The organism is bacterium (assembly GCA_016789445.1).
Lineage (GTDB): Bacteria > Patescibacteriota > Minisyncoccia > Phycocordibacterales > UBA2100 > UBA10103.
The window spans coordinates 202,708-228,344 of the sequence record JAEUQT010000002.1 but is presented as its reverse complement, the minus strand read 5'-3'; the positions used below and the strand labels follow the sequence as shown (position 1 = coordinate 228,344).

22 protein-coding genes are annotated in these 25,637 nt (G+C 56.7%); 10 read left to right on the top strand and 12 right to left on the bottom strand.

Going from position 1 to position 25,637, the window contains the following annotated elements; translation table 11 throughout:
• Positions 1-18 precede the first annotated feature (18 nt).
• Together JNK62_03025 and JNK62_03020 are read right to left on the bottom strand one after the other, a co-directional pair.
• Positions 19-879, bottom strand: coding sequence for a hypothetical protein (locus tag JNK62_03025; GenBank protein ID MBL8158479.1), 861 nt, complete (start codon positions 877-879; stop codon positions 19-21).
• A gap of 860 nt (positions 880-1,739) precedes the next feature.
• Positions 1,740-2,729: a peptidoglycan-binding protein gene (locus tag JNK62_03020; protein ID MBL8158478.1), complete on the bottom strand. Its 990-nt coding sequence runs from the start codon at positions 2,727-2,729 to the stop codon at positions 1,740-1,742.
• A gap of 362 nt (positions 2,730-3,091) precedes the next feature.
• Between JNK62_03020 and JNK62_03015 the strand changes: the two genes are divergently transcribed.
• Positions 3,092-4,744 (top strand): FAD-binding oxidoreductase, encoded by a 1,653-nt coding sequence (locus JNK62_03015; GenBank protein ID MBL8158477.1) that lies wholly within the window; start codon positions 3,092-3,094, stop codon positions 4,742-4,744.
• A 146-nt stretch (positions 4,745-4,890) separates the two neighbouring features.
• On the opposite strand, the gene JNK62_03010 is transcribed toward JNK62_03015, so the two are convergent.
• Positions 4,891-5,427 carry a disulfide bond formation protein B gene (locus JNK62_03010; GenBank protein MBL8158476.1) on the bottom strand — a complete coding sequence of 179 codons (537 nt, stop codon included), beginning with the start codon at positions 5,425-5,427 and terminating at the stop codon, positions 4,891-4,893.
• 5 nt (positions 5,428-5,432) lie between these two features.
• Positions 5,433-5,813, bottom strand: a complete 381-nt coding sequence (locus tag JNK62_03005) for a hypothetical protein (GenBank protein ID MBL8158475.1) — start codon at positions 5,811-5,813, stop codon at positions 5,433-5,435.
• Between the two features lie 53 nt (positions 5,814-5,866).
• On the opposite strand from JNK62_03005, the gene JNK62_03000 reads away from it, so the two are divergent.
• Complete coding sequence (locus tag JNK62_03000) at positions 5,867-6,376, top strand: VIT1/CCC1 transporter family protein (GenBank protein ID MBL8158474.1); 510 nt, start codon at positions 5,867-5,869, stop codon at positions 6,374-6,376.
• Here JNK62_03000 and JNK62_02995 read toward each other — a convergent pair.
• The gene (locus tag JNK62_02995) at positions 6,373-6,828 is read right to left on the bottom strand and encodes an SET domain-containing protein-lysine N-methyltransferase (protein ID MBL8158473.1); all 456 of its coding nucleotides are present in this window, start codon (positions 6,826-6,828) and stop codon (positions 6,373-6,375) included. The two genes, JNK62_03000 and JNK62_02995, sit on opposite strands and share 4 nt — an antisense overlap.
• A 186-nt stretch (positions 6,829-7,014) precedes the next feature.
• On the opposite strand from JNK62_02995, the gene JNK62_02990 reads away from it, so the two are divergent.
• From JNK62_02990 to JNK62_02970, 5 genes are all read left to right on the top strand, one after another.
• Positions 7,015-7,230: a hypothetical protein gene (locus JNK62_02990; GenBank protein MBL8158472.1), complete on the top strand. Its 216-nt coding sequence runs from the start codon at positions 7,015-7,017 to the stop codon at positions 7,228-7,230.
• A gap of 4 nt (positions 7,231-7,234) precedes the next feature.
• Complete coding sequence (locus tag JNK62_02985) at positions 7,235-8,464, top strand: HAMP domain-containing histidine kinase (protein MBL8158471.1); 1,230 nt, start codon at positions 7,235-7,237, stop codon at positions 8,462-8,464.
• 10 nt (positions 8,465-8,474) lie between these two features.
• Positions 8,475-9,731: a histidine--tRNA ligase gene (locus JNK62_02980; GenBank protein MBL8158470.1), complete on the top strand. Its 1,257-nt coding sequence runs from the start codon at positions 8,475-8,477 to the stop codon at positions 9,729-9,731.
• A gap of 26 nt (positions 9,732-9,757) precedes the next feature.
• Complete coding sequence (locus JNK62_02975; protein MBL8158469.1) at positions 9,758-10,330, top strand: ribonuclease H-like domain-containing protein; 573 nt, start codon at positions 9,758-9,760, stop codon at positions 10,328-10,330.
• 422 nt (positions 10,331-10,752) lie between these two features.
• A complete protein-coding gene (locus tag JNK62_02970) occupies positions 10,753-11,520 on the top strand; it encodes a thioredoxin domain-containing protein (protein ID MBL8158468.1) in 768 nt (255 codons plus the stop codon).
• Between the two features lie 43 nt (positions 11,521-11,563).
• Here the strand turns inward: JNK62_02970 and JNK62_02965 are convergent, their stop codons facing one another.
• Positions 11,564-12,406, bottom strand: coding sequence for a PD-(D/E)XK nuclease family protein (locus JNK62_02965; protein MBL8158467.1), 843 nt, complete (start codon positions 12,404-12,406; stop codon positions 11,564-11,566).
• A gap of 434 nt (positions 12,407-12,840) precedes the next feature.
• Here JNK62_02965 and JNK62_02960 point away from each other — a divergent pair, with 434 nt between their 5' ends.
• Positions 12,841-13,131 (top strand): DUF1905 domain-containing protein, encoded by a 291-nt coding sequence (locus tag JNK62_02960; protein ID MBL8158466.1) that lies wholly within the window; start codon positions 12,841-12,843, stop codon positions 13,129-13,131.
• A gap of 11 nt (positions 13,132-13,142) precedes the next feature.
• Entirely contained in the window at positions 13,143-13,955 is an 813-nt protein-coding gene (locus tag JNK62_02955) for a hypothetical protein (GenBank protein MBL8158465.1), read from the top strand.
• 159 nt (positions 13,956-14,114) lie between these two features.
• On the opposite strand, the gene JNK62_02950 is transcribed toward JNK62_02955, so the two are convergent.
• The 6 genes from JNK62_02950 to trmD all read right to left on the bottom strand — a co-directional run bounded on the left by JNK62_02950 (position 14,115) and on the right by trmD (position 25,386).
• A complete protein-coding gene (locus tag JNK62_02950; protein ID MBL8158464.1) occupies positions 14,115-15,371 on the bottom strand; it encodes a sigma-70 family RNA polymerase sigma factor in 1,257 nt (418 codons plus the stop codon).
• Between the two features lie 102 nt (positions 15,372-15,473).
• Positions 15,474-17,168, bottom strand: a complete 1,695-nt coding sequence (dnaG, locus tag JNK62_02945; GenBank protein MBL8158463.1) for a DNA primase — start codon at positions 17,166-17,168, stop codon at positions 15,474-15,476.
• A gap of 160 nt (positions 17,169-17,328) precedes the next feature.
• Positions 17,329-21,015, bottom strand: a complete 3,687-nt coding sequence (gene rpoC / locus JNK62_02940; protein MBL8158462.1) for a DNA-directed RNA polymerase subunit beta' — start codon at positions 21,013-21,015, stop codon at positions 17,329-17,331.
• 23 nt (positions 21,016-21,038) lie between these two features.
• Positions 21,039-24,218, bottom strand: coding sequence for a DNA-directed RNA polymerase subunit beta (locus tag JNK62_02935; protein MBL8158461.1), 3,180 nt, complete (start codon positions 24,216-24,218; stop codon positions 21,039-21,041).
• A 258-nt stretch (positions 24,219-24,476) separates the two neighbouring features.
• Positions 24,477-24,665, bottom strand: coding sequence for a hypothetical protein (locus JNK62_02930; protein MBL8158460.1), 189 nt, complete (start codon positions 24,663-24,665; stop codon positions 24,477-24,479).
• A 76-nt stretch (positions 24,666-24,741) separates the two neighbouring features.
• The gene (trmD, locus tag JNK62_02925; protein ID MBL8158459.1) at positions 24,742-25,386 is read right to left on the bottom strand and encodes a tRNA (guanosine(37)-N1)-methyltransferase TrmD; all 645 of its coding nucleotides are present in this window, start codon (positions 25,384-25,386) and stop codon (positions 24,742-24,744) included.
• An 84-nt stretch (positions 25,387-25,470) separates the two neighbouring features.
• On the opposite strand from trmD, the gene JNK62_02920 reads away from it, so the two are divergent.
• Positions 25,471-25,629, top strand: a complete 159-nt coding sequence (locus JNK62_02920) for a hypothetical protein (protein ID MBL8158458.1) — start codon at positions 25,471-25,473, stop codon at positions 25,627-25,629.
• Positions 25,630-25,637: the final 8 nt, after the last annotated feature.

Here is a 25,637-nt window from a genome sequence, read left to right as displayed (position 1 = left end):
TCGTTTCTCAGTTCGAAACTAGCGTCGAACGCGGAGGAGCGTCGAGTTGATGAGGTTCACTGCGCCCGAGTTGGACGTAGCGTTGCCCGTCACGATGAGTCCGCCTGCATCAGCGTATCCGCCGTTGCCGCCGCGACCACCCTTACCGCCGTTGCCGCCGGTTGCCCATGCGTCAGCGTCGCCGTCGCCGTAGTGACCGTCTGCATCTGCATCAGCATCTGCATTGCCACCCTCGTCGCCGTTGCCGCCCTTACCTGCATCGCCGCCGACCACGCCATCAGCGCGGTTCCAGCCGGTCTTTGCGTAAGCGTCCGTGAAGTTGGTGACGATACCGCCGTTAACGAGATCGATCTTGACCTCGTTATCAACTTCGATGTCATCAACCTCGTCTTCGTCGTAGGAAACGCCTGCATCGCAGCCGCAGCCTTCGACTTCGATTTCCGTCGAGTTAACAACGTTCATGACGCCAGAGTTTGCCTCTGCATCACCGGTCGAGATGGTGCCGCCGATACCGGTGCTGCCACCGTTACCGCCCTTACCGCCGTTACCGCCGTTGCCGCCTACAGCTTCCGCCTCAGCGTCACCCTTGTTGCTATCAGCGTCAGCGTCAGCGTTGCCGCCTTCGTCGCCGTTGCCACCCTCTGCACCGTTACCACCCTCAGCACCACCAGCGTAGTTGCCGCCAGTCGAAGCAGAAGAAGAGGTGACGTTGGTCACGACTGCGAAATTCGCAACCGAGATCTTCACACCGTTGTCGATCTCAACATCGCCACCGTTGCGATGACCGCCAGCGAGAGCCGGAGTCACAGCTGCGAAGGACGAGAGAACGAGAGCTGCGATCGTACCGACCGCTGCCGTGTAGTTCATTGTCTTTGTCATATGCTTTGTATGAGTTAGATATTTTTTTGTAATCCCCGATTAAAGGCTGTCATTCCGCCCCCGTACGGACGGCGTAATGCCAGGTATCGACCTTTCCTGTGAACTTTGACTGCAGGTTTCCCTGCCGTGCAGTTCACGGCGCGATTCCTCGGGGGAGGAATCGCGCCGTAGACTTCACGCGATTCCCCTCTCCTGTACCGCCGCTGAGCGGAACAATAAAGAAAAGACGCCAAACGCTGATGAAGCGTCTCGCGTCTTTCCTCCAATTTTTGTGAATGTGTATGAAATCAGCTGCATGCGCACTTAGTGCGCTGGTTTCCCTTTCGCTGATTTCCCTTACATTTCCGTTTCCAGAAATGTACGCGAATTATCTCGCGGTTCCGCTAAGAGTCAATACAAAAGAGGCTGTGGATAACGTATTGACTACACCGAAACACCCACGTCAAGCATTCAACCATACCGCCCGACCCCTCCCTGACATTCATAGCAAACAACAAAAAAGAGAGCATAGGATACGCCTTCTGAAAACATCGCGCAGCAGACTAACAAACGTGAACAACAGTCGCAGTAGAAATCAGCGACATATCCACCACGAAGATAGGGTTTGAAGAGGGCGTATCCTATGCTTTCTCAACCCACACACACCAGTACGGTTCCAGAGTGGGCCCATGACGGTAGGGAAACCAGCGTAAAGCTGTCCGCCACGGACCCGCTCTGGGGCCCTACAAGATTCGAAACGGGAAACCTGCTGCAAGCAGTCCGCACCCGCTTCTCTGTCCTTACTTACTCCTTCCAAAGATCATCAGGAACTTCTTCCTGCCCCGTAGAGTCCTGCAGCTCCACGGGGCATCTCAGTCTGTCTATCGCAAGCGATCGAACAGTCTGCGGAAGAAGTCTTTGATTCGATTGCCCTTCACTGGCGTCGAAGTCTCTTCAGAAGAAGCCGGGGTGCTGGTCGCCTTCTCGACTTCTGTTGGCTTCGGCTGCGTTGCTGCAGCTGCTGCCGGCTTAGCCGCAGTCGGAACCTTTACCGATGCCTTCTTCACGAGATCGATGTGACCCTGTTCTTCTTCAGTAAGCGGGAACGCGAGCGTGTTCTTGCAGTAGACCTCATTGAGCTTCTTGCGGGTCGTGAGGAAGACGTAACCGGTCGGAGCCTGGATTCCCCACGGCGTAAGCACTTCATCGGCGTACTTGAGCTGGAATGCCTTGATAGCCGCTTCCGACTTCTCGTCGTATTCGCCGGTCTCTTCGACATCCGCGCCCTCGAACATCTTGAGGATGCCCTGCACGCGCTTGACCTGTTCAGCGTCATTTACTTGTCCGCGGCGCATGAAGGTCGAGATGTACTTTTCGCATGCAGCAGCGGTCGTGGTTCCGAGCACGGAACCGCCGCCACCTCCGCCGCCTCCGCCACCACCGGAGCCGCCGCCGCTACCACCTCCACCACCTGTGGAAGGAGCATCGACGCACTGGCCGTTTTCGAGGACCTTACCCTCCGGCACGGAAGCCTGATCGCCTTCGATATTCGGGCAGACATCGGTCGGTTCTTCACCGCCTCCACCGTTATCGCCATCATCATTGCATTCCGGCATGTTCGGGATATGCGGGAAGATATCGTCACATGGATTGACCGGCGGATTCTCGATCTCGCCATTGTCATCGTCATCACCACCATCCTCTCCGCAGCCTGGCATGTTCGGGATATGCGGAAAGACGTCCTCACATGGATTCACCGGGACCGGCGTAACCTGATCCGCAAAAGCCTGGCGCTGACCGCCAGCGAGCACCGCAAGCGCGAGGAGAGCGAGAGCCGCAAACATCGCCGCATATGCATTTCGCAACGTCATATTTTGTAAATTGAGATTTGGATTTAATAAATTCCCTGCTAAACGAAAAACTGGGCCAAGCGTATACGCCACAGCGGCACCGTCAATATGGCCAAGATGCTTGATTTATGACGTGATGCACATTTTGTCCGTAATTCATTTTCGTGTCGTACTGATTAACGAAGTCCGATATACTCACGTCCCTTATATTTTTTCCTTTTGTGCCAAATATGGCTTATATAGGACATATACGGTTGATATGCGTCCTATACATTTCAAAAAGACATACCGACTTGACCTCACTCGTCTTGCGCTGCGTGTTGCGTAGCGCCCTTCCCGTCCTGCAGACAGCTCCCGTATTTCGTGCTGCTATACTATGCGCAATGTCCCTGCGCGAGACCATCGCTCCTTCGATACATGGTGACGTTACCGATGCGCCTGAAGAGCTGGATCGTTTCTCGCGCGACACCAGCATCTTCCGACGCCGACCGAGCCTCGTCGCACACCCTAAGAATGCCGAAGATCTGGGCCTTCTCGTAAAGAAGGTGCATGAGCTGCGAGAAACAGGAGAAGCTGTTTCTCTCACCGGACGCTCAGGCGGAACCGACATGACCGGAGGGCCGCTTACTGATTCGATCGTTGTCTCCTTCACGAAATACATGAACAATCTTCTGGAAATCGGAGCGGATTATGCCGTGGCTGAGCCGGGGATCTATTACCGCGACTTCGAAAAAGCCACCATGGAGAAGATCGGCATGCTTCTACCATCGTACCCGGCCTCCCGCGAGATATGTGCCCTCGGTGGCATCGTCTCGAATAACTCTGGCGGCGAATTGACCCTGCATTACGGCAAGACCGAGCGCTACGTACGTGAACTCGACGTCGTCCTCTCCGACGGCTCACGGGCAACATTCGGCCCCTTGGACGCCGCGAGCCTTGCCGCAAAGAAGGCACAAACCGACTTCGAAGGCCTCATCTACAGGGAGATGCATGCGCTTATCGAGCACAACCTCCCCCTCATCGAATCGAAACGCCCGAAGGTCTCGAAGAACTCCGCCGGCTATGCCCTCTGGAGCGTCTACGACAAGGAGAAAGGGACGTTCGACCTCTCGAAAGTTATCGTGGGCTCCCAAGGCACACTCGCGATGGTAACCAAGGCGAAGATCGGCCTCGCGCGCCGGAAGCAGCACCGCGCCATGCTGGTCGTGTTCCTGAAGGACCTTGCGGTCCTGCCGGAGATCGTCCATCGCGTTCTCAAGCTCGATCCGGAGTCGTTTGAATCGTATGACAATCACACCTTCCAGCTCGCCGTCCGGTTCCTGCCGCAGATCCTCCAGAACATGGGGCCATTGAAAGCCTTGGAGCTCGGTCTCTCCTTCTTCCCTGAACTCCTCATGCTCCTCTCGGGCGGCGTACCGAAATTCGTCCTCATGGCGGAATTCTCCGAAGATTCAGAGGTTGCGGCCCGCGATCGTGTGCGGGATGCACGTCTCATTCTCGCTGACCTGCCGGTAAAAACCCGCATGGCGGCAGGAAGGATCGGTCCGGAAAAGTACTGGAAGATCCGCCGCGAGAGCTTCAATCTGCTGCGCAAGAACGTCCCCGGCCTCTACGCGGCTCCGTTTATCGATGATTTCGTCATCGACCCGGATGTCTATCCTCAGTTCCTGCCGGAACTCGACGCGCTCCTCTCCGCGCACCCGTTCACCTTCACCATCGCGGGCCATGTCGGGAACGGCAACTTCCACATCTTCCCGTTGGTCGATATGACCAAGGAATCCGTGCACGACGAGATCCTCGAACTCAACGGCAAGGTGTATGATCTGGTACTCAAATACGGTGGCTCTACGACGGGCGAACACAACGACGGCATCATCCGAACCCCCTACCTCAAGCAGATGTTCGGACCGGAGATGTATGCCCTCTTTGGTGAGACGAAACGGATATTCGATCCCTTGAACATCTTCAACCCCGGAAAGAAAGTAGGCGGAACGAAGGAGGATATAGCCAGGTTTATGATGAGGTCATCCAAATAACTTTTCTTAAGCGGGTGAGAAGCGGGCAAGGCGAAGCTTCGCAAGGCCGGAGCAGCTCGGCTGCGAGGCGGGGTCGCGCACATTTCTAGCAAGAAATGATGCGTGAACGGGGCTGCCGTAGGGGTATGATGAAAACTGCAAAGTAACTAAGCTTTGCGAGCACGGACGACGAGGGCAGTTACGATCAGAAACGCGAAGAGTGTGAACGCCATCAAGGGATACGTGATATAGCCGAACTCGAAGAGGAAGCGCTGGGCGCAGCTTGCTCCGGTGGCTGGACACGGAAGTCCGCTTCCCGGCAGCATCTGGAGTGCATGCTGATAGAGCGCCACACCGGCACCGAATACCGAGAGGATAAGAGCATAGTCGGCGATGTAGGTATCGCGTTTCCACGCCGCCATACCGAAAAGGATGACCTGCGGATAGAGGAAAATGCGCTGCCACCAGCACAGCGGGCACGGCTCGATACCGAGATACTCCGAATACACGAGCGTCATGAATGACGCGAGAAGCGAGAGCGCGAAAGCAATCCAGAGCGCCTTCGGAGTGAACCACGACACAAGACGGGCGGCGAAATCGTTGCGGCGACGCAGCACAAACGCGGCACCCAGACCGATCGTTGCTATCTGGAGAAGAAGCGTCCCGAGCGCCTGCCAATAATTGAGTGTCGGCAGTAATTCCATGCCTCCTATTGTTGCATTTCGCAGCCCGCCTTCTCAGCAAGGATCTGCGGCTGTTGTTCGCCGGTCAATTTCGAGCCGTCTGCGAATTCCCATGTCGGGTACGACTGGACACCCTTATCGATGCAGATCTGGGTCTGGTTCTTACCGTCCGGTGTCGAGCATTCGACATACGGGAGGAGTTTCGCTGAGTTACCGAACATCTTCTTCTGCTCCTGGCAGTGCGGGCACCAGAAAGCCCCGTAGAAGACCGCGCCCTTATCCTTCAAGCACTGCGCGAGACCATCGTACTTGCCCGGGAGCGTCTTGGCGTACATGGTCCAGCCGAAGCCGCCGACAATACAAACCGCGAGGACGACCCAGAAGATCGTGATGCCTTTTCCTTTCATGACGCGAGTATACCACGCCCGGTATGCGGTGCTATGCATGCTACACTTCGCCCATGTCGGTGAGATCCCACCTCAAGCACCAGCTCGGCAACCTCGTCTACGGCGCCAACGACGGCATCATCACCACCTTCGCGGTCATCGCGGGAGCTGTTGGAGCAGGATTCTCCCATTCGGTCATCATCGTCCTTGGTGTCGCCAACCTGGTAGCCGACGGGTTCTCGATGGCAGCATCCAAATATCTCTCGGTGAAATCCGAGCAATCGATCGATCAGGAAGGCAGCAAGAACCGCAGCGCACTGCGGGACAGTGTCGCCACCTTCGCTGCGTTCGCGCTTGCCGGCCTCCTGCCGCTCATCCCCTTCCTTGTCCCCGGTAGCATGCGTAACGAATTCGTGATATCCGCCGCCGCGACCGCGATCGCATTCTTTCTCGTAGGAGCGGCGCGATCGTTCGTCATCCGTAAAGGATTCCTTCTTGCCGGATTGGAGATGCTCATCGTCGGAGGCGCCGCAGCGAGCATCGCCTACGGTCTTGGCAAATGGGTCGAGACCCTGATCCGTTAGTCCTCCTCGTTTTCCTGCTCGCTCTTCGGCTTCAGGTGCGGAGAGATCTTTCCGCTCGCGCATGATGCGCACTTGCAGCCGATCGGCTTCAGGAACTCGTCGAAATATTCCTGATCGTAATCGATGGTCAGTTCGGCTCCGGCAGGGATATCCTCTTGCGCGTAGATATTGATCTTACCGTCCTCGATCTCCGCCTCGACGTTCGGATAGCAGTCGTGATTGATATATCCCGCGGTATTCTCCGGTACCGGACCGTCGATGGTCCACACATCGTCGACTTCAAAGAGGTAGCGGGATTCCGATTCATCGGCGGTCGCCGTCGGGATCTTCGTACCCGTGTATTCGATGATGAATTCGCCTTTCTTGATCGGCATGCGTGCAAAAAGCCCCATGCCGGTGCCCGGACGTCCTTCGCGCACTTCAAAACGCTCATCAACGCTGATTTCCCCCATACGTCGCGGTATCGTACCGTACACACCGCTCTCTTTCAATACACTTGTCAGTCGGCGATAATCTCCAGATGGATCCCGTTAGAAGTCGCGGACGCGCGCACTCGGATTTCTATAAGAAGGTCGGGCTTATCGGCTCTAGCCAAGTAAGAGGCGGCACTTTGTGGTCCGCGTCCTACTTCTAACGGGATGGAAAGCAGCGTCGTCTCCGGCTTCTTCCCGCTGTTGGGATGGGCCATCTTCCTCGGTTCGTGCGCGCTCTCGGTAACCCTCGGCGGCATACTCTCCTTCCATTGGTACAAATACGCGATGAATCCGAGTGCCGCGACGATCGGCACCATCGTGTATGGCGCCGGCTGCCTCATCGTCCTCTCCATGCTCCTCGGTTCGGTCATCGGCCTCTAGCACCATGTCTGAAATAAATCTACAGAACGAGAGCATATTGGTAACCGTGCGTAAGCACTGGGTCATCCTCGCGCGCGATTCCGCCGCTGCGGTCATTGCCGGATTCCTGCCGTTCTTCCTCATCGGCATCGTGAGTAATGCGCCCTATGGATTCACGGCAGACCTCTCATTCCTCAATGTCATCTCCATCCTCTGGCTTCTGGTGTGCTGGATGGTGCTCGCGATGATCTGGACCGCCTACTACCTCGACATCTGGATCGTCACCGACAAGCATATCTATGTGATCGATCAGGTCGGACTCTTCGATCGCAAGGTGCGCACGCTCTCCCTTGATCGCATTGAAGAGATCAATGTCCGCACCGACGGCTTCCTCCAGACCTACTTCAACTTCGGGTCCATCGACATCCTCACGGCGAGTCCGACCGAAGAGAACGCGCATTTCGAAGGCATGCCGGATCCGCCCTACGTTCGTGCACTCATCCTCGATCAGATCGAGCACTTCGTGAAGCTTGAGAAAGAAAACAAGGAACTGGTGACAACGACGAAGGATCAAGAGAAGCTCATCCATCTTGTCGGCCATGAGGTGAAGGGGTACCTCACGAAAAGCTCAGCCGCCTTCGCTGCCATTGCCGAGGGCGATCTTGGCCAAGTGCCGCAGCCGGTCTCGCAGATCGCCGGTTCAGCGCTCCAGGAAACCCGAAAGGGCGTGGATACGGTCATGAATATCCTCCACGGGGCGAATCCTGCGAAAGGAACGTTCGCCATCGACAAGAAACCCTTTGACGCGAAAGCGGCAATCTTGGCGATCGCACAATCACTCAAGCCTTCTGCAGAAGCCAAAGGGCTCACCTTCAATCTGTTTGCCGGCGAGGGTACGTATAACCTCATCGGCGACGAAGCGAAGCTCCGCGATCACGTCTTCCGCAACCTCATCGACAACAGCATCCGCTATACACAAAGCGGCGGCATCCGCATGGACATCCATACGAATGGGGCCGCGATGCGATTCGAGGTGAAAGACAGCGGCGTCGGCATCACCCCAGAAGACATGCAGAAGCTTTTCACCGAAGGCGGACATGGCGAGCATTCGACCGACGTAAATCCCGAATCCACCGGTTTCGGCCTCTCGATCGCCAAACAGGTCGTCGAAGCCCATGGCGGGAAGATCTGGGCTGAATCAGCCGGAGCGGGCCAAGGCTCCACCTTCATTGTCGAATTGCCGATGGCGTACTAGAGTTCCGTATATGTCCAAAGACAAGCTCTCTACCGACCCCTACAAAGGTGTACGCGATTTCTACCCGCAGGACCAGTTCGTGCAGGATTACATCTTCGAACACATGTCCCGCACCTGCGAGCTGTTCGGCTACGAGGCTTACAATGCAAGCCTCTTAGAACCGACCGATCTCTATCGCTCGAAGACCAGTGAGGAGATCATCAACGAACAGAGCTACACCTTCACCGACCGAGGAGAACGCGAAGTGACCCTTCGCCCTGAGATGACGCCATCCTTGGTGCGTATGATCTCCGCAAAATCGCGGGAGATCCCGATGCCGGCACGTTGGTACTCCATCGGTAACTTCTTCCGTTACGAACGCCCGCAGAAAGGCCGCTTGCGCGAGTTCTGGCAGCTCAACGCCGACATCATCGGCTCCAGCTCCATCGAGGCGGATGCAGAAGTGATCGCGCTCGCACATGCCATCATGCGCAGCTTCGGTGCGGATGAACGCAATTTCGAGATCCGCGTCTCCGACCGAAGATTGCTCGAAGCAGCGTACGACGAAGTCGGTGTCGCTGAAGAAGACCGCGCTGCAACGACGCGCTTCCTTGATCGCCGCGCAAAGATGACGGACTTTGATGAAAAATTGGCTGCTCAGCTCGGCGAGCACCGCGCATCCGCGCTCGTGAGCTTCTTGGATCGCACCACCTCGACCGCCTATCTCGAACAGCTCCACACCATGCTCCGCTCCATGGGCGTCAGCAATATGATCGTCGATACCAAGATCACGCGGGGATTCGACTACTACACCGGTATGGTCTTCGAGGTCTTCGATGTCTCCGGCGAGAATTCACGCTCGCTTTTCGGTGGCGGCCGCTACGACAACCTCATGTCGCTGTTCGGTCACGACCCTATCCCGTGCGTCGGTTTCGGTATGGGAGATGTCACGATGCGCGACTTCCTGGAGACCCACAACCTTCTTCCGGATTACGTCCCGACGTCGGAACTGATGCTCTGCGTCGTCGATCCTGAAGCCATGGGTCATGCACAGAAGCTCGCACAGGACCTTCGTCGCGAAGATGTCGCCGTCACCGTGAACATCTCGGGCAAGAAGCTCGGCGATCAGATCCGCCAGGCCGACAAGATGAAAGTGCCATTCATCATCGCCGTGGGCGAGAAGGAGCGCGATAGCGGCCAGTACACCATCAAGAACCTCTCCAGCGGCCACGAACTCACCGTCGCAGCGGACCGCATCGCGGAACACCTCTTCTCTTCGTTGGGCTAGAAAAACCGCTTTGGTATACTCTTCCGATGCGAATCGTAACGTTCGACATCGAGACGACCGGCAACATGGGCGGCGCGTGGAAGCCGACTGATCTCGAACTCACTATCTGCTGCATCCACGACTCCGAAACTGATTCCTATAGCTCGTATCTGAAAGAGGAATTACCGGCGCTCTGGAAAATCCTCGAGCACACCGACATCCTCGTCGGATACAACTCCGATCACTTCGATATCCCGGTGCTTAACAAGTACTATCCGGGCGATCTTACGAAGATCCGCTCGCTCGATCTTCTGAAAGAGATCTCCGCATCGCTCGGTCGCCGTGTCCGCTTGGATAGCGTCGCCGAAGGCACGCTCGGCACCAAGAAAAGCGGCTCAGGACTCCAAGCGATCCAATGGTGGAAGGAAGGCAATATCAAGAAATTGCGCGAGTACTGCCTCAAGGACGTGGAGATCACGAAGAAGGTCTACGATTACGCGCTTGCCAACGGTTCGCTGAAATTCAAAGAGCTCGGTATCAAGAAAGAAGTGAAGATCGATACCTCAAAGTGGCTGAGCCATGCCCCCGCAGCGTCGCTGACGAAAACTCTCGGGTTTTGATCATTGACATTTATTGCATAAGTGAGATAATAGTAGCGCTGATTGGAAAGGAGGGGAAAATGAAACCAATCGGTCTGTTGCCAGGAGTGCACGAACGCCAGAGACATCTGGTCGCGATCCTGCGAGTCTTGAAGTATGAGGATCAGGTTCTCCTTCTCGGGATCCTGATTCACGCGGCCAGTACGGCAGACGTTACCTTCCGGTATCGTGCTGACCTGCGGCATATCGCGGTGTCTTTTATGAAGATACATGCTCAAGAGGTTTCCGCCGGAGTACATCTTCTGCACTGAAAACACGGGGGTCGGGCAATCTCCTTTGCCCGGCTCTTTTCTTTTTCATACATCCGTGGCCCTCTCTAGAGAGCCCGATTACGCACCGCTGTGCGTGATATACTTTCCCCTGTTAATCTAACTTCGAACTTCATGGACACTATCCAGAAATTCGCGATCCCCTTCTCGATCATCATCGCGGGAGCCATGATCGCGATATCCCTTTACGTCGTTAATTCCAGTAAAGCTGCTTCCACCGGCGGAACCCCGACGGTCGCTGAAGAGATCCGCGGCGTACAGGACAACGATCACATCCGCGGCAATCCGAACGCTGATATCGTCATCGTCGAGTACTCGGACACCGAGTGCCCGTTCTGTAAGCAGTTCCACGAGACGATGAAGCGCGTCATGGAGGAATACGGTGCTGATGGCAAAGTCGCGTGGGTCTATCGCCACTTCCCGATCCCGAGCCTCCATCCGAAGGCACCGAAGGAAGCCGAAGCGCTCGAGTGCGCAGCAGAACAAGGCGGCAATGAAGTGTTCTGGAAGTACGCCGACAAGGTCTACGAGACGACCGAATCCAACAACGCGCTTGATATCGGTGTCTACAACACGCCGGATGACATCCCGGTCGGTCAGGACGGCAAGCCGTGGTATACCGAAAAGACCCCGCGGTCTACCTCTGATGCGGGACAACTCTCTGATTTCGCGAAGGAACTCGGTCTCGATGTCGCGAAGTTCGAGGACTGCATGAAGAGCGGCAAGCACGCAGCTCGCATCGAAACGGATGTAAACGAAGTCGTCGCCGCTGGCGGTGGCGGCACTCCGCACTCCATCATGATCGTCGATGGCGAACAGGTGCCGATCGAAGGTGCACAGCCCTACGATGTCGTGAAGGGACTCATCGATTCGATGCTTTAGACCGAATCACTCCAGAAGAAAAGGCCGCGCAAGCGGCCTTTTCTTATTCCTCGTCTTCCGTGAGTCCGAGTCGGTAGATGTCGAAGGAGTTTTCTCCCTCGAACATGTCCGACGGATTCGGCAGATAGATGCGGCGGCGGGCGATCTCGAGCGTCGCATCGCGCAGCAAGCGATGGAAGACGAGGAAGTGCTCGGCACAATCCTTGAAGTCGATCACGTACTTCTTCAGCTGTGGCGAACCATCCACGTTCTGGGTCTTCTTGCACTCGTAGACGATGAATCGCCGCACCGGGCGTCCGTACTTCTGTGAGACCGTGTAGTAGTTGAAGATCGCTTGGATGACGAAGAGCGTCTTGTACTCCTTGTTGGAGCTGAACGAATCGACGAACTTGTGATCGACGATATCCAGCGCATCCTTTTCGACGCGCGATTCGACAACGAGATCGGAGATGGCTTTGATCGGGATCGGGAGGCCTTCGAGACGTGCGGTTGAGACCTCCTCGACACCCACCACCTTGTGCTTCGGTGGCTTGGCGAGGTAGAACCCGACCGCCTGTTTGTATTGCCGCTCCATCTTCGCTCGCACCTGCTTCTTCGCGAGCTTGCTTCTAGCCTTGCCGAAATTGATCTCGAAATCCGCTACTTTGCGCAGATCCTCGAGTCCAAGCTCCATCGCCCCTTCCTTGTCGATACCGCCATAGAAGTGCTGCATGGCCACATGTGCGGCACGCCCCACCACGGCCGAGGGAGACGACGGCATGTCGTAGACCTTCTCGACGTAGCGCTTGTACCACGCCAACGGGTTCCGGAGGAACGACATGAGCGAGGAATGGCTCCAATGAGCTATCGGGAGATCCTCTGCCTTGATGCGCTCCAGTTCGTCCATACATGAAGTATACCGAATTGCACCTTTTTGAGGCTCATGGCACCATTCCCCCAGTTTCAGATTACGGAGCGGCTCTATGAGCACGATTTCTGAACGCTTGCGTCGGAAATTCAATGACCTCGAGATCGAGCGGGACCTCGCTCGGTACTTCTCAGAAGACGGTGAGATACGGGCGGCCGTCGAATGCTTTCGGTCGGCGCAGTACATCATGCGTGAAATCGAGGCATTATTTACCCTCGCAGCACATTCGCGGGCGTTACCTACCTTCGGGTAGGTAACGCCTTTTCTTTTTTCAACGGGAGCGTAGTATGCCCCTATGAATCCCGTTAGAAGCCGCGGACGCACGCAGTCGATATTCGTAGCAGAAATCGGACTTATCAAAGCTAGCAAGTTAGGTTGCGGCACTTTGTTGTCCGCGTCCTGCTTCTAACGGGATGAAATCGTTCGAGGTTAAGGGTAAAGTCTGGCGCTATGAGGGCCAAGGCGCCTGGCACTTCGTATACGTCCCGAAAGACCTCTCCCAGCGCATCAAGGATGCAGCACGCAATAAGAAGGTCGGCTTCCACTTCGTCCGCGTGAAGGCAACCATCGGCAAAACCAGCTGGCAGACTACCCTTTTCCCCACAAAAGACGGCCCCTACCTCCTCGCCATCAAAGCCGACGTCCGGCATAAAGAAAACATCGCCGAAGGCGAGAACGTTAACGTTAAGTGCAATTTGATGTAATCCCTCTCGCTATGCCAGTTGCAATCGTGAATTTTATGTTCAAATGGCAAGAGCTGGTAGGCGCGGCATTAGGACCTTTCCTCGCAATCATGCTTGCGGGCATCGGATACTGGATAAAGTCATGGATAGGCTCCAGAGCGGAACTTCGTGAACACTTGAGACAATGTGAAATATCAACAAGTCGCAGCATTAATGATTTGTATGATGCACGCGAAGAATTGAAAGGATTCGTGGAACGCCTGAACACTGTTATTGCATCGATTCGAGGCACAACGAATCCAAGTGCCTATTGTTTGCAGGACACGAACTTTGCACCTCTTACGGACGTTTTTAGAGATGCGTCGTTACCAGCTGGCAAGATTAGAAGCTATTATCTTCATAATAAGATTCTTTTTCTTGATGCTGGTCTCAAAAACATTAACTCTTCCATCGAGAAACTTCGGTTGGAGTATGATAATTTACGCAAAAAGAACGAGCTTATGGTCACACTTAAAGCTCCCCCACTTGAGCAAAGAGAAACTTATGCCGCTAATCTTGAAAGCTTTGCATCACTCATTGGGAAATTTACTCAATACGTGGATTCCGGTATTCGAACCATCGTCCAGACAAAAGTCTACCTTTCAAAGCAAAGACAAAATAAGAGATGGTTTATATGGAAACACGAAGGGCGTTCATTTAAGTTCTATTTGAGCCGAAAAAGCATGGACAAATTCCATCGCCATCTTGATGCAATAGATCGAATAGATGAGGTATTGAAAACGGAAGTAAATGCACTTTTGAAGGAAACTGAGCGGCGCGCAGAAGAAAAATATCGGAACGCCTGAGTAAGTAAAAAGGAGCTGTTGGCGAGAAGGGTGTATGCGTCGAGAGAACATCGCGCAGCAAACGTTCTCGTGTGAACGCGACAAAGTAGTGGTGATACATAGCAAAACGGACTCGAACGATAAGTTCGGCCCGACGCATACACCCTTCTCGCCCATTGCTTAGTAACTCTTCAATTGTTTAGCGCGCTCGTGGAAGCGGATGCGTTCGAGGGCTTTGGCCTCGATCTGGCGGATGCGTTCGCGGGTGACGCCGAATTCACGACCCACCTCTTCGAGGGTGTAGCAGATGCCGTCTTCCGTAAGGCCGTTGCGCATCTCGAGGATCTTGCGTTCCTTTGGAGAAAGTTCGTCGAGGATAGCGCCCATCTGCTCGCTGAGGATACGGCGGGAAGCGTCCATATCAGGGCTGGAGATGGTCTCGTCGGCGATGAATGAGCCGAGAGTCGAGCGCTCGTCGTCGTCCTCACCTACCGGCGATTCGAGGGAGACGGTGTCCTGATTGATCTTCTGGATGGTGTAGATCTTCTCCACTTCGATACCCATCTCCGCGGCGATTTCTTCCGGAAGCGGATCACGGCCGAGGTGTTGCGAGAGCTCGCGCACCTTCTGCTTGTACTTCGCGATGGTTTCCACCATGTGGACCGGAATACGGATGGTGCGGCTTTGATCTGCGAGTGCACGAGTGATCGCCTGGCGGATCCACCACGTCGCATAGGTGGAGAACTTGAAGCCCTTGGTGTAGTCGAACTTATCGACGGCCTTGAAGAGGCCGAGGTTACCTTCCTGAATGAGATCGAGAAGCGTGAGGTCCGGCGAGCGGTTCACGTACTTCTTCGCGATGGAGACGACGAGACGGAGGTTGGAGCGGGCAAGGATCGAGCGCGCCTCATCGTCGCCGTCGAGGATGCGCTGCGCAAGCTCGCGCTCCATGTGCGCGTTGAGAAGCGGATACTGACCGATCTCGCGCAGGTACATCTGCACGCTGTCGTATGAAGAATCGGAGCGGCGGTTCTGGAGCTTCTTCTTCTCAAGGATATCCTGTGCGGACGTATCCTCGAGCATGTTGCCGCCTTCCAAGACATCGATACCGGCGGTACCGAATTTCTCGTACATCTCTTCGAGAAGCACGACATTGTCTTCGATCTGCGGGAACTCGCGGAGGATCTCATCGTAGGTGATGTAACCACGCTCCTTACCGAGGACGATAAGCGCATTCACGCGTGCCTCCTCCTTGTACTTCGCCGTACCCTTCAGCGCCGGCTTCACCTTCACCACTTTCTTGGACGGAAGCTTCTCGACGACGCGGGGTGCCTTGGCATTCGGATTCTTCTTGCGCACGACAGCCGCCACCTTCTTCTTAGGTGCTGCCTTAGCTTTCTTGGCTTTTGCGGATTTCGTGGTTTTCTTCTTGGCCATATGCAAAGCGAGAATCCCCTTGTAGGGGTTCTCTCAATCTCGTTTTCATAGTTTTTACACCTAACCTATTGAAATTCCTATGAAGGACGAGACATATGTATTCTACCCTTCTTTAGCTATTTTAGCAATCTGGGTGGTGAGGAGGCGTGACTTCTGTGCGAGCTCATCGATGAGCGCCTCGTCGCCGGCACCCTCCGCCGCTTTCATGGCCTCGGTGTTCGCGGCAAGATCACGCTGCAATCTCTCGCGACAAAGGATGTTCAACAAAGTCTGGATGTCCCGCTTCAAGTTGCCGTTCTTCCCGTGGAGCTGCTCCACGAAGAAAATAAGTGCGTCCTTGTCGCCGAGCGACATGCGGCGAAGCTCCGACATATCCTCTGTACCGATCGCCTCTTCAAGATCCTTTGCGTACTTCTCCGTATCGATCGCGGGCACCTTCATCGACTCCTGCCACAAGAGAAGCCCATACGCCTGCTTGATGCGATGCGGCGCATCCGCCGGGCGCACGTCTTCTTTCTTTACAACCGGCGCCGGTTCCTGCTTCACGAGCTTCGTTGCCGAGGCAACTGCGGTCGAGGAAACACCCAAGCGCTCCGCGATCTCTTTCTGGTACTGCTCTTTGGCGATAGGACTCTGCACATCGGCGAGGAACGGCAAGACCGCCGCCTCCACGGTGCGACGGAAAGCGTCCTTATCCTTCGCGCGCTTTTCCAAAACATCCAAGAGGAACGTGATGATGTCCTTCGCATCGCGGATGCGCTCTCGCCACGCGTCCGGTCCTTCTTTCAGAATGAGATCGGCCGGATCGGAGCCATCCGGCAGTTGGGCGACTTTCACATTCATGCCCTGCTGCAGAGATGCACGTGCCGAGCGCGCTGCCGCCTTGAACCCTGCCTCGTCGGCATCGAGCGCGATGACGAGATTCTCGCTCATGCGCTTGATGAGCGCGGCATGCTCCACCGTGAAGGCAGTGCCGGAAACCGCGACCGCATTCGCGAATCCCGCCTGATGGCTCATGATGAGATCCATCTGCCCTTCCACGAGGACCGCGAAGCCGTGCTTGCGGATGATCTGCTTCGCCCGATCGAAGCCGTAGAGGATGCGTGATTTGTGGTAGAGCGGCGTCTCCGGAGAGTTGAGATACTTCGGCGCATCCGGATGCGCATTCGGACCGAATGTGCGGCCTGAGAACGCGACCACACGCCCTGCGGTATCCGCGATCGGGAACATGATGCGGTTACGGAACTTATCGCTCAAACCCTTATCGCCCTTCTTCGCGAGCCCCGCATCGATGAGCTCTTTCTCGGTGAACTTCTTCCCCTTCAAGTGATCGCTCAATTCCGTCCAGCCGTCCCCCGCCCACCCCACACGGAAGGCGCGCGCCGTCTCCTCCTCTACGCCGCGGTCCTTGAGATATTTCTTCGCGTCGTCCGTAAGGCGCGACTGGTAGAAGATCGTCGCCGCCTCCATCGCTTCAAAGAGCCGGTCCTTCTCATCTTTCTCCTCGCCTTTCGAGTAGACGAGTTCCACGCCCGCCTTATCCGCAAGCATCTTCAACGCCCCTTTGAAGTCCACTCCTTCGATCTGCTGCACGAAATTGAACATGTCCCCGCCCACGCCGCAACCGAAGCAGTGATACGTGCCACGGTCCGGTGAGACGATGAATGACGGCGTCTTCTCCGCATGGAAGGGGCAGCGCGAGCGCAGATTCATGCCTGCGCGCTCCAGTTTCGTGTACTGCGAGACCACGTCAACGATGGACAGCCTATCTTTGATTTGTTGAACGGTATCGCTCATAGCATGAATCGAAAGGCGGCCTGCCCCGTAGGAAGCTTCGCTTTCCTACCGGGGTCTTTGATCTGCTGGACGGTGTCTGCCATGGGGTCATTATGCCTCTTTGCCTTCTAAAGCAGAAACCCGGCGCGAGGCCGGGTTTCTGCGGTCTATATGCGCGCCATTACGCGTTCGACTGCTCTGTCTCCGTCGCAACCGGAGTCATTGCAGCTTCCTGCGCATCGAGCTCGTTCTGGAGATCGGTGACCATGGTGTTCTTCTTGGAACCACGGAAACCAGTACCTGCCGGGATCAAGCGACCGATGATGACGTTTTCCTTGAGACCGACGAGGCGATCGACGGCACCGGAAACCGCAGCTTCAGCGAGCTTGCGTGGCGTGTTCTGGAATGAGATCGCGGAGAGGAACGAAGCACGCGTGAGCGAGACTTCGGTGATACCGAGGAGGAGCTGCTTGCCCTTCGCCGGTTCCTTGCCTTCCTCCTTCATGACGTTGTTGATGCGTTCGAATTCGAAGTCTGCGACGATCTCGCCCGCAGAGATGCCCGTGTCCCCTGCCGAGATGACGGAGATACGAGAGAACATCTGCTTGACGATGATCTCGAGGTGCTTGCGGGAGGTCGAGACACCCTGGAGCTCGTAGATACGAGTGATCTCAGAGATGACGTACTCCTGCGCGCGCTCCTTGCCGGCGAGGAGGAAGAGCTCATCAAGGTCGGCGGAGCCGTCCGTCATGAAGTCACCCTTCTCAACGTGATCACCTGCCTTTACCGTGAGCGTACGAGCTGCCGGAATGTGGTACTCGGTATCACGCTTCACCGACTTGCCGCTATCCGGCGTGATGATGAGGATGGTCTCCTGACCGTCCTTCTGGATGTCGGTGATCATACCCGAGACGCGAGCGAGAGCTGCGGGAGCCTTCGGCATGCGGGTCTCGAATACTTCTTCGACGCGTGGAAGACCCATGGTGATGTCGCCGCCTGCGGTTGCGACGCCTCCGGTGTGGAACGTACGCATCGTGAGCTGGGTACCCGGTTCACCGATAGCCTGTGCGGCGATGACACCGACTGCTTCACCGATATCGACGAGATCGCCGTTGGCGAGGTCGACGCCGTAGCAGAGCTGACAGACGCCGCGAGCAACACGGCAGGTGATCGGGGAACGGACGGTAGCCTGCGCTGCATCCGATTCCTCGATTGCCTTCGCATCATCGCGAGAGAGGAGTGCGTTGCGCTTGAACGTAACACCGGTTGCCTCGACGGTTTCCGCGAGGACGCGGCCGTGGAGACGATCAGCGAACGAACCGCCGAGCTGCTCCTTGCTTGGGCGCGGGATAAGGACGCCTTCCTTGGTGCCACAGTCGTGTTCGAGGACGACGACGTCGTGCGCGACATCGAAGAGACGGCGGGTGAGATACCCTGCGCGTGCCGTGTTGAGCGCGGTGTCGGCGAGACCCTTACGTGCACCGTGGGTTGAAGTGAAGTACTCGATCGGGGTCAAACCTTCCTTGAGGGATGAGACGATCGGGAATTCGATGACCTCTCCACGCGGGTTGGTGATGAGACCCTTCATGCCTGCCATCTGGTGGAGCTGCACCGCAGAACCACGAGCGCCGGAGGTGATCATGTTGTGGACCGGTCCCGTCGGGTCGAGAACCTCGAGGACGTGCTTACGAAGCTCGCCGGAAGTCTTGCCCCAGATCTCGATGGTCGCGCGACGGCGCTCCTCATCGGTAAGAAGACCGTTCTCGTAGTTTTCACGCTCCTGCACGACCGCCTTCTTCGCGGCATCGATGAGCTCATCCTTGATCTCCGGAACGTGGACGTCGGAGATAGACCAGGTGATACCTGCGTAGGTAGCGTACTTGAATCCGAATGCCTTGATCTTGTCGAGGATCATCGGGATGCCATCGAGCGAGTAGTGGTTCACGAGGGTATGCACGAGCGCACCCATCTTCTTGTTCGTGATCTCATCATTGAAGTACGGGAAGTCCTTCGGAAGGACGGAGTTGAAGAGGAGGCGGCCGACCGAAGTCTCGAACGGCTTGCCTTCGAACATCGCGTACTTCGGGCTTTCCGTCGGGAGGACACGGATCTTCGCGCGCAGATCGATCGCACCGAAATCGTGTGCCGTGATGGCGGCGTTCGGAGACGGATATGCGCTTCCCTCACCCTTCGAGCCGTCCATGATGCGGGTCATCCAGTAGCAGCCAAGGACGATATCGAGAAGCTTGGACGCGACGACGACGTCACCGGAACCAGGCTTAAGGACGTTCTTGTTTGCGGACATGATGTTCGCCGCTTCCATCTGAGCTTCTTCGGAGAGCGGGACGTGGATCGCCATCGCGTCGCCGTCGAAGTCTGCGTTATACGCCGGACAGACGAGCGGGTGGACCTGGATCGCATTACCTTCGATGAGGACCGGGCGGAATGCCTGGATCGACTGGCGGTGAAGCGTCGGTGCACGGTTGAGGAGTACGTACTTGCCCTTGATTGCGTCTTCGAGGATCGGCCAGACTTCAGGAGCCTCATCTTCGATGAGACGACCTGCGCCGCGGATGTTGTATGCGTGTTCGCGTGCAAGAAGACCCTGGATGACGAACGGACGGAAGAGTTCCAAGACCATGTGCTTCGGAAGTCCACACTCGTCGAGTGCCAAGTCCGGACCGACGACGATGACCGAGCGGCCCGAGTAGTCGACGCGCTTACCGAGAAGGTTCTGACGGAGATAGCCGTGCTTACCTTTAAGGTAATCAGCAAGCGACTTGAGCGCGCGGCGGCGGCCGCCGAGGATGCCGAGGACACCTGCACCACGACGCATCGAGTTATCGAGGAGTGCGTCGACTGCTTCCTGAAGGATGCGCTTCTCATTGCGGAGGATGACATCCGGTGCGTGAATAGCCTGGAGGCGCTTCAAGCGGTTGTTACGGTTGATGACACGGCGGTAGAGGTCGTTGAGATCCGACGATGCATGACGACCGCCTTCGAGGGCGACCATCGGGCGGAGTGCCGGCGGGACGACCGGGAGGCGCGTGAGGAACATCCATTCGGGGCGGACATCAGCACGCTTCATCGCCTGTGCGAGCGCCAAGCGCTTGCGGAACTTATCCTTCTCCGCTGCACCAGCGTTCTCGAAGTCTTCCTTCAAGCGGACGATGAACTCATCGAGATTCACCTTCTTGAGGATGTTGTAGAGCGCCTCAGGACCGATCGCTGCGCGGAACATCGCGCCGTACTTCACGGCAAAGAGGTGGTATGCGGCTTCGTCGAGGACCGAGCCCTCACGGATGCCTTCGATATCCTTCTTCGCCTTCGTCGCGAGATCCTTGAGACGGGTCTTCTCATCTGCCGTCGCGGACTTCTGCTTCATCTGGAACTCCTGGTCGAGATCCTTGAGGAGACGAGAGCGTTCTGCTTCGTCTACCGAGGTGACGATGTAGCCCGCGAAGTAGACGACCTTCTCGACTTCAGCTGCGCTGAGACCCAGGAGAAGCGCGATGCGGGACGGGATACCGCGGAGGAACCAGATGTGTGCGACCGGCGTCGCGAGGTCGATGTGACCCATGCGCTCACGGCGTACGATCGCGCGGGTGATCTCGACGCCACACTTCTCGCAGACGATGCCGCGGAAGCGGATACCGCGATACTTGCCGCAGTAACACTCGTAGTCCTTCTCAGGACCGAAGACACGCTCATCGAAGAGACCGTTCTTCTCCGGACGCTGCGTACGGTAGTTGATGGTCTCCGGCTTGGTGATCTCACCGTACGACCATTCCTGGATGCGGTCCGGCGATGCGAGGCGCATCTCGATTGCGTCGAAGTCCTGCGGGAGGGTGTCCTTCGTGCGCTTCATGTTGGTTGGAGTAGACATATGCGTTATGCGTTCTCGCCGTTATCGTTCTTAAATTCCATGTCGATACCGAGACCACGCAGGTGTCGGATGAGGACATTGAAGGTAGCTGGAGTATTCGATTCCTTGATGCGCTCGCCGCTGACGATTGCGTCGAAGGCTGCTGAACGACCGAGGATGTCGTCAGACTTGTACGTGAGGATTTCGCGGAGTGAGTGAGCTGCCCCGTACCCGAGGAACGCCCACACTTCCATTTCTCCGACACGCTGACCACCGTTCTGTGCCTTACCACCGAGCGGCTGCTGCGTGGTGAGACTGTAGGGACCGATGCTACGCATATGGATCTTGTCCTCAACCATGTGGTGCAGCTTGAGCATGTACATGACGCCGACGGAGACCTTCTGTGCGAACGGCTCACCGGTGCGACCATCGAAGAGCGTGCGCTTGCCGTCTACTGAATGGCCAGCCTTCTTAAGCTCTTCCATGATCTCTTCTTCCGTCGCGCCTGCGAACGACGGGACGACTGCCTGGTAGCCGAGAGAATCAGCGGCAAGACCGAGGTGAAGCTCGAGGATCTGACCGAGGTTCATACGAGACGGGACGCCGAGCGGAGTGAGGATCACATCGACCGGCTCGCCGTTCTCATCGAATGGCATATCTTCCTCAGGAAGCACGCGGGAGATGACACCCTTGTTACCGTGACGGCCTGCGAGCTTGTCGCCGACCGAGACGGTGCGGAGCTGTGCGACTTCAACATGCACGCGCTTGATGACGCCAGACTCGAGCACATCGCCGTTCTCGCGGGAGAAGACTTTGACCGAGACGACGCGACCTCGCTTACCGCCTTCCATGCGCATCGAGGTGTCCTTAACATCCTTTGCCTTCTCACCGAAGATCGCGTGGAGGAGGCGTTCTTCCGGCGTGAGCTGGGTCTCACCCTTCGGGGTCACCTTACCGACGAGGATATCTCCCGTGCGGACTTCTGCACCGATGCGGACGATACCTTCCTCATCGAGATTGCGGAGTTTGAATTCAGAAACGTTCGGGATGTCGTGGGTCGTGACCTCAGGTCCGAGCTTGGTGTCGCGCACGACGCAGACGAACTCCTCCATGTGGATGGAGGTGAAGCGCGCATCCTTTGCGAGACGCTCCGAGATGACGATTGCGTCTTCGAAGTTCGCACCGAACCATGGAAGGAAGGCGACGCGGAGGTTCTGGCCGATCGCGAGCTGGCCGTTGTCCGACGTAGCCGCATCAGCGAGCACACCTCCCTTCTTGACCTTGTCGCCGACCGCGACCGATGGGCGCTGATGGAACGAGGTGAAGCCGTTCGTTCGGGAGAAGTTCACGAGCTCGTATTCCTTGGTCTTACCGTCGTTATTCTTCACCTTGATGGTGCGTGCATCGACGTAGGTAACCTCACCTGCTTCTGCGGCGAGGAGGAGGCGGCCGGAGTCGCGCGCTGCTGCACCTTCGATGCCGGTCGAGACGAGCGGCGCATCAGGAATGATGAGCGGCACCGCCTGCTTCTGCATGTTGGAGCCCATGAGTGCGCGGTTCGCGTCGTCGTTCTCGACGAACGGGATGAGCGAGGTCGCGACGGAGAACGGCTGGTTGGTCGAGATCTCGACGAGATCGACTTCCTCACGAGCGACGATCGTCGGCTCGCCGCGCTTGCGGACCTCGATGGTCTCCGGGATGAGCTTGCCGTCTTCGGTGCGCGGGATCGCCGCGTGCGCGATGGAGTACTGCTCTTCCTCGAGCGCGTTCATATACACGATCTCCCCGGTGAGCTTGCCCTTCGCCACCTTCGCGTACGGCGTCTCGATGATGCCGAATTCGTTCGGGCGGCTATAGAGCGCCATGTGGAGGACGAGGCCGATGTTCTTACCTTCCGGCGTGTGGATCGGACAGACGCGGCCGTAGTGGGACGAGTGGACGTCACGAACTTCGAGACCAGCGCGTTCCGAAACGAGACCGCCGCGACCGAGGGTCGAGAGCGTGCGGAGATGTTCGATCTCATCGAGCGAGTTGTACTGCTGCATGAGCTGCGAGAGCTGGTCGGTCGTGAAGAATTCACGGATCGATGCCTGGAACGGACGCGGGTTCACGAACTGGACCGGAAGCGTCGTCTCGACATCCACCATCGCCATGCGGTCCTGGATGTTGCGCTTCATGCGCGAGAGACCGATGCGCATGCGCTGCTCCAAGAGTTCGCCGACGAAACGGACACGGCGGAAGCCGAGGTGGTCGATATCATCTGCCTGCGCGTCAGGATTGTTGTTCGACTGCGCGATGAGCGTGATGATGCGCACCATATCGTCGAGGTTGAGGGTCTGGCGTGTGAGATGCTTCTCGTCCGTCGGGAGATCGAAGCGACGATTGAAGTGGAAGCGACCGACCTTCGAGAGATCGTAGCGCTCCTCGGAAAGAAGTCCCGAGACGTGATCCGTCGCGGTGTCCGCATTCGCGATGTCTCCATCGCGCAGACGGCGGTAGATCTCGATGAACGACTCCTCCACCGATTTCGCGGTGTCGTGGGTGAGGGTGTTCGCGATAGCCACGCGTGCGGTTTCGTCCTTGAAGAGGGCCTGGATCTCCTTCTCGTTCTCGGCACCGAGGACACGCAGGAGGGACGTCACCGGGAAGCGACGCTTGCGGTCGATCTTCACGTAGATGCCGCCATCAGGGTCGGATTCGATCTCGATCCAGACACCGCGCGACGGGATGATCTTCGCGGCGAAGTAGTTCTTGCCCTTGTACGGCACCGCTTCGAAGAAGACGCCGTAGGAACGTGCGAGCTGCGGGACGACGATGCGCTCGACACCATTGATGATGAACGTACCGTGCTTCGTCATCCACGGGAAATCCGCGATGAAGATCTCCTGCTCCTTCTCGGAGCCGGTGGTCTTGTTCTTAAGCTTCGCGACGACGCTGAGCGGCGCCTCATAGGTGCGCATCGTGCGCTTCGCATACTCTTCGTCCCAGCGGACCGGACCAAAGGTAAAATCGCTCAACGTGAGCGAAAACTTCTTTCCCGCATGGTCGTTGATCGGAGAGAACTCCTTGAAGACCTTTGCGGCCCCGTCTTTGACGAGCTGCTCGAACGATTCGAGCTGGCTCTCCACCAAGTTAGGAAGCTCCACGAGCGGCTCCTTGAACTTGCCGAAGAACTTCTGAGGCAATGCACGCGTTTTCTTTGCCATGGCTGTTACAAAAAAAGAATCAGCGTCCCCTAGGCGCTTCTTCCATATTTTATTAATCCCGCTAAAAAGGCGTACTTCCCTCGCCGGTGAGGAGGGTGGGCGTGACTCAATCGTGTATCAAAAGTACTTGGAGAGTATATTCGGCCGGACGTCAAGAGTCAAGCGCCACAGGGCCTGTCAAAGCCCTTCTGGGGATAACTTTGGGCCAAGAATAACGCGGGCAGTTGGGCTGCCCGCGTCGTTTTCCGGAGGTGGTACCTACGAGCGGAGCTGCAAAGTCTTCCCTTCGCAGTCCGGGGCCATACCTGGCCCCTTCCATGACCACGCCTTCGTCGACCTTCCCTTGAAGAGATGGATGGGACTTTCTGTCAGAACGTCACCATCCTTCTTGCTCTTCTTCTGGTCGGGCTCGTCATCATTTGCGAGGTATCGGAACTGTTCAGACATCAAATTCCCTCCAAGGATGATCGCGGACCAAACGTACTCGCAATCTGCGGGAACTGTACACCCGTCGTATCGAGCGTCAACCCTGTTGCTTCTTCTTCCACTCGTCGATCTTGGCATGATGACCCGATTTCAAGACCTCCGGTACATGGTACTTCCGCTTCTTCCATAGGAGCGTCGCCGGACGCGTGTAGACCGCCGGAGAGGAGACGCGATTCTCTTCGAGCGAATTGATGTCGCCAAGAACCCCCTTCACATGTCGTGCGATGGCATCGACCATCGTCGCTGCCGGCAATTCACCGCCCGTGAGTACATAGGGACCGGTCGAGACCGGTTTCGCCTTCAATATCTTCTGCACGCGCGCATCCACGCCTTCGTAGTGACCGCAGATCATCAAGATATGTTTCTTCTTCGCCAGAGATTTCGCCATCTTCGCATCGAACTCCGCACCTGACGGCGAGAAGAAGATGCGGGTGACATTCGCTTTCCCTGCTTTCTTGAGCGCCTTCTCTGCCGCTTTGAGCATCGGCTCGGGAGCAAGCACCATGCCCGGACCGCCACCATAGGGGCGTCGATCGATACGCTCCTTCCAGCTCTCCGTGAAATCCTTCGGATTGTAGAGCGAGACTTTGATGTAGCCGTCTTCCTGCGCGCGCTTGAGCATCGATGTCGCGAAATACCCGGCGATGGATTCCGGGAACAGCGTCACGATATGGAAGTGGATCATTGACCTATTCTTGACACGATTCTCTCGATGCGTCAACATACCGATGCGGCCAACTGAGGCCGTGTTTCTTTGGAGCAGACGATGACCGTTACCAACGGTGGGAAGAAGAAGACGGGCCCCCTGTACGCCCGACGTAACAATCGCAAGGCGGACAAGATCTTCCTGAGCAGGAAGCGCACCGAGCGTCACCTCGAACTCGTGCGCAAGCGCGACGAAGCGGCGAAGGTCCCGACAACCTGACCCTTCCC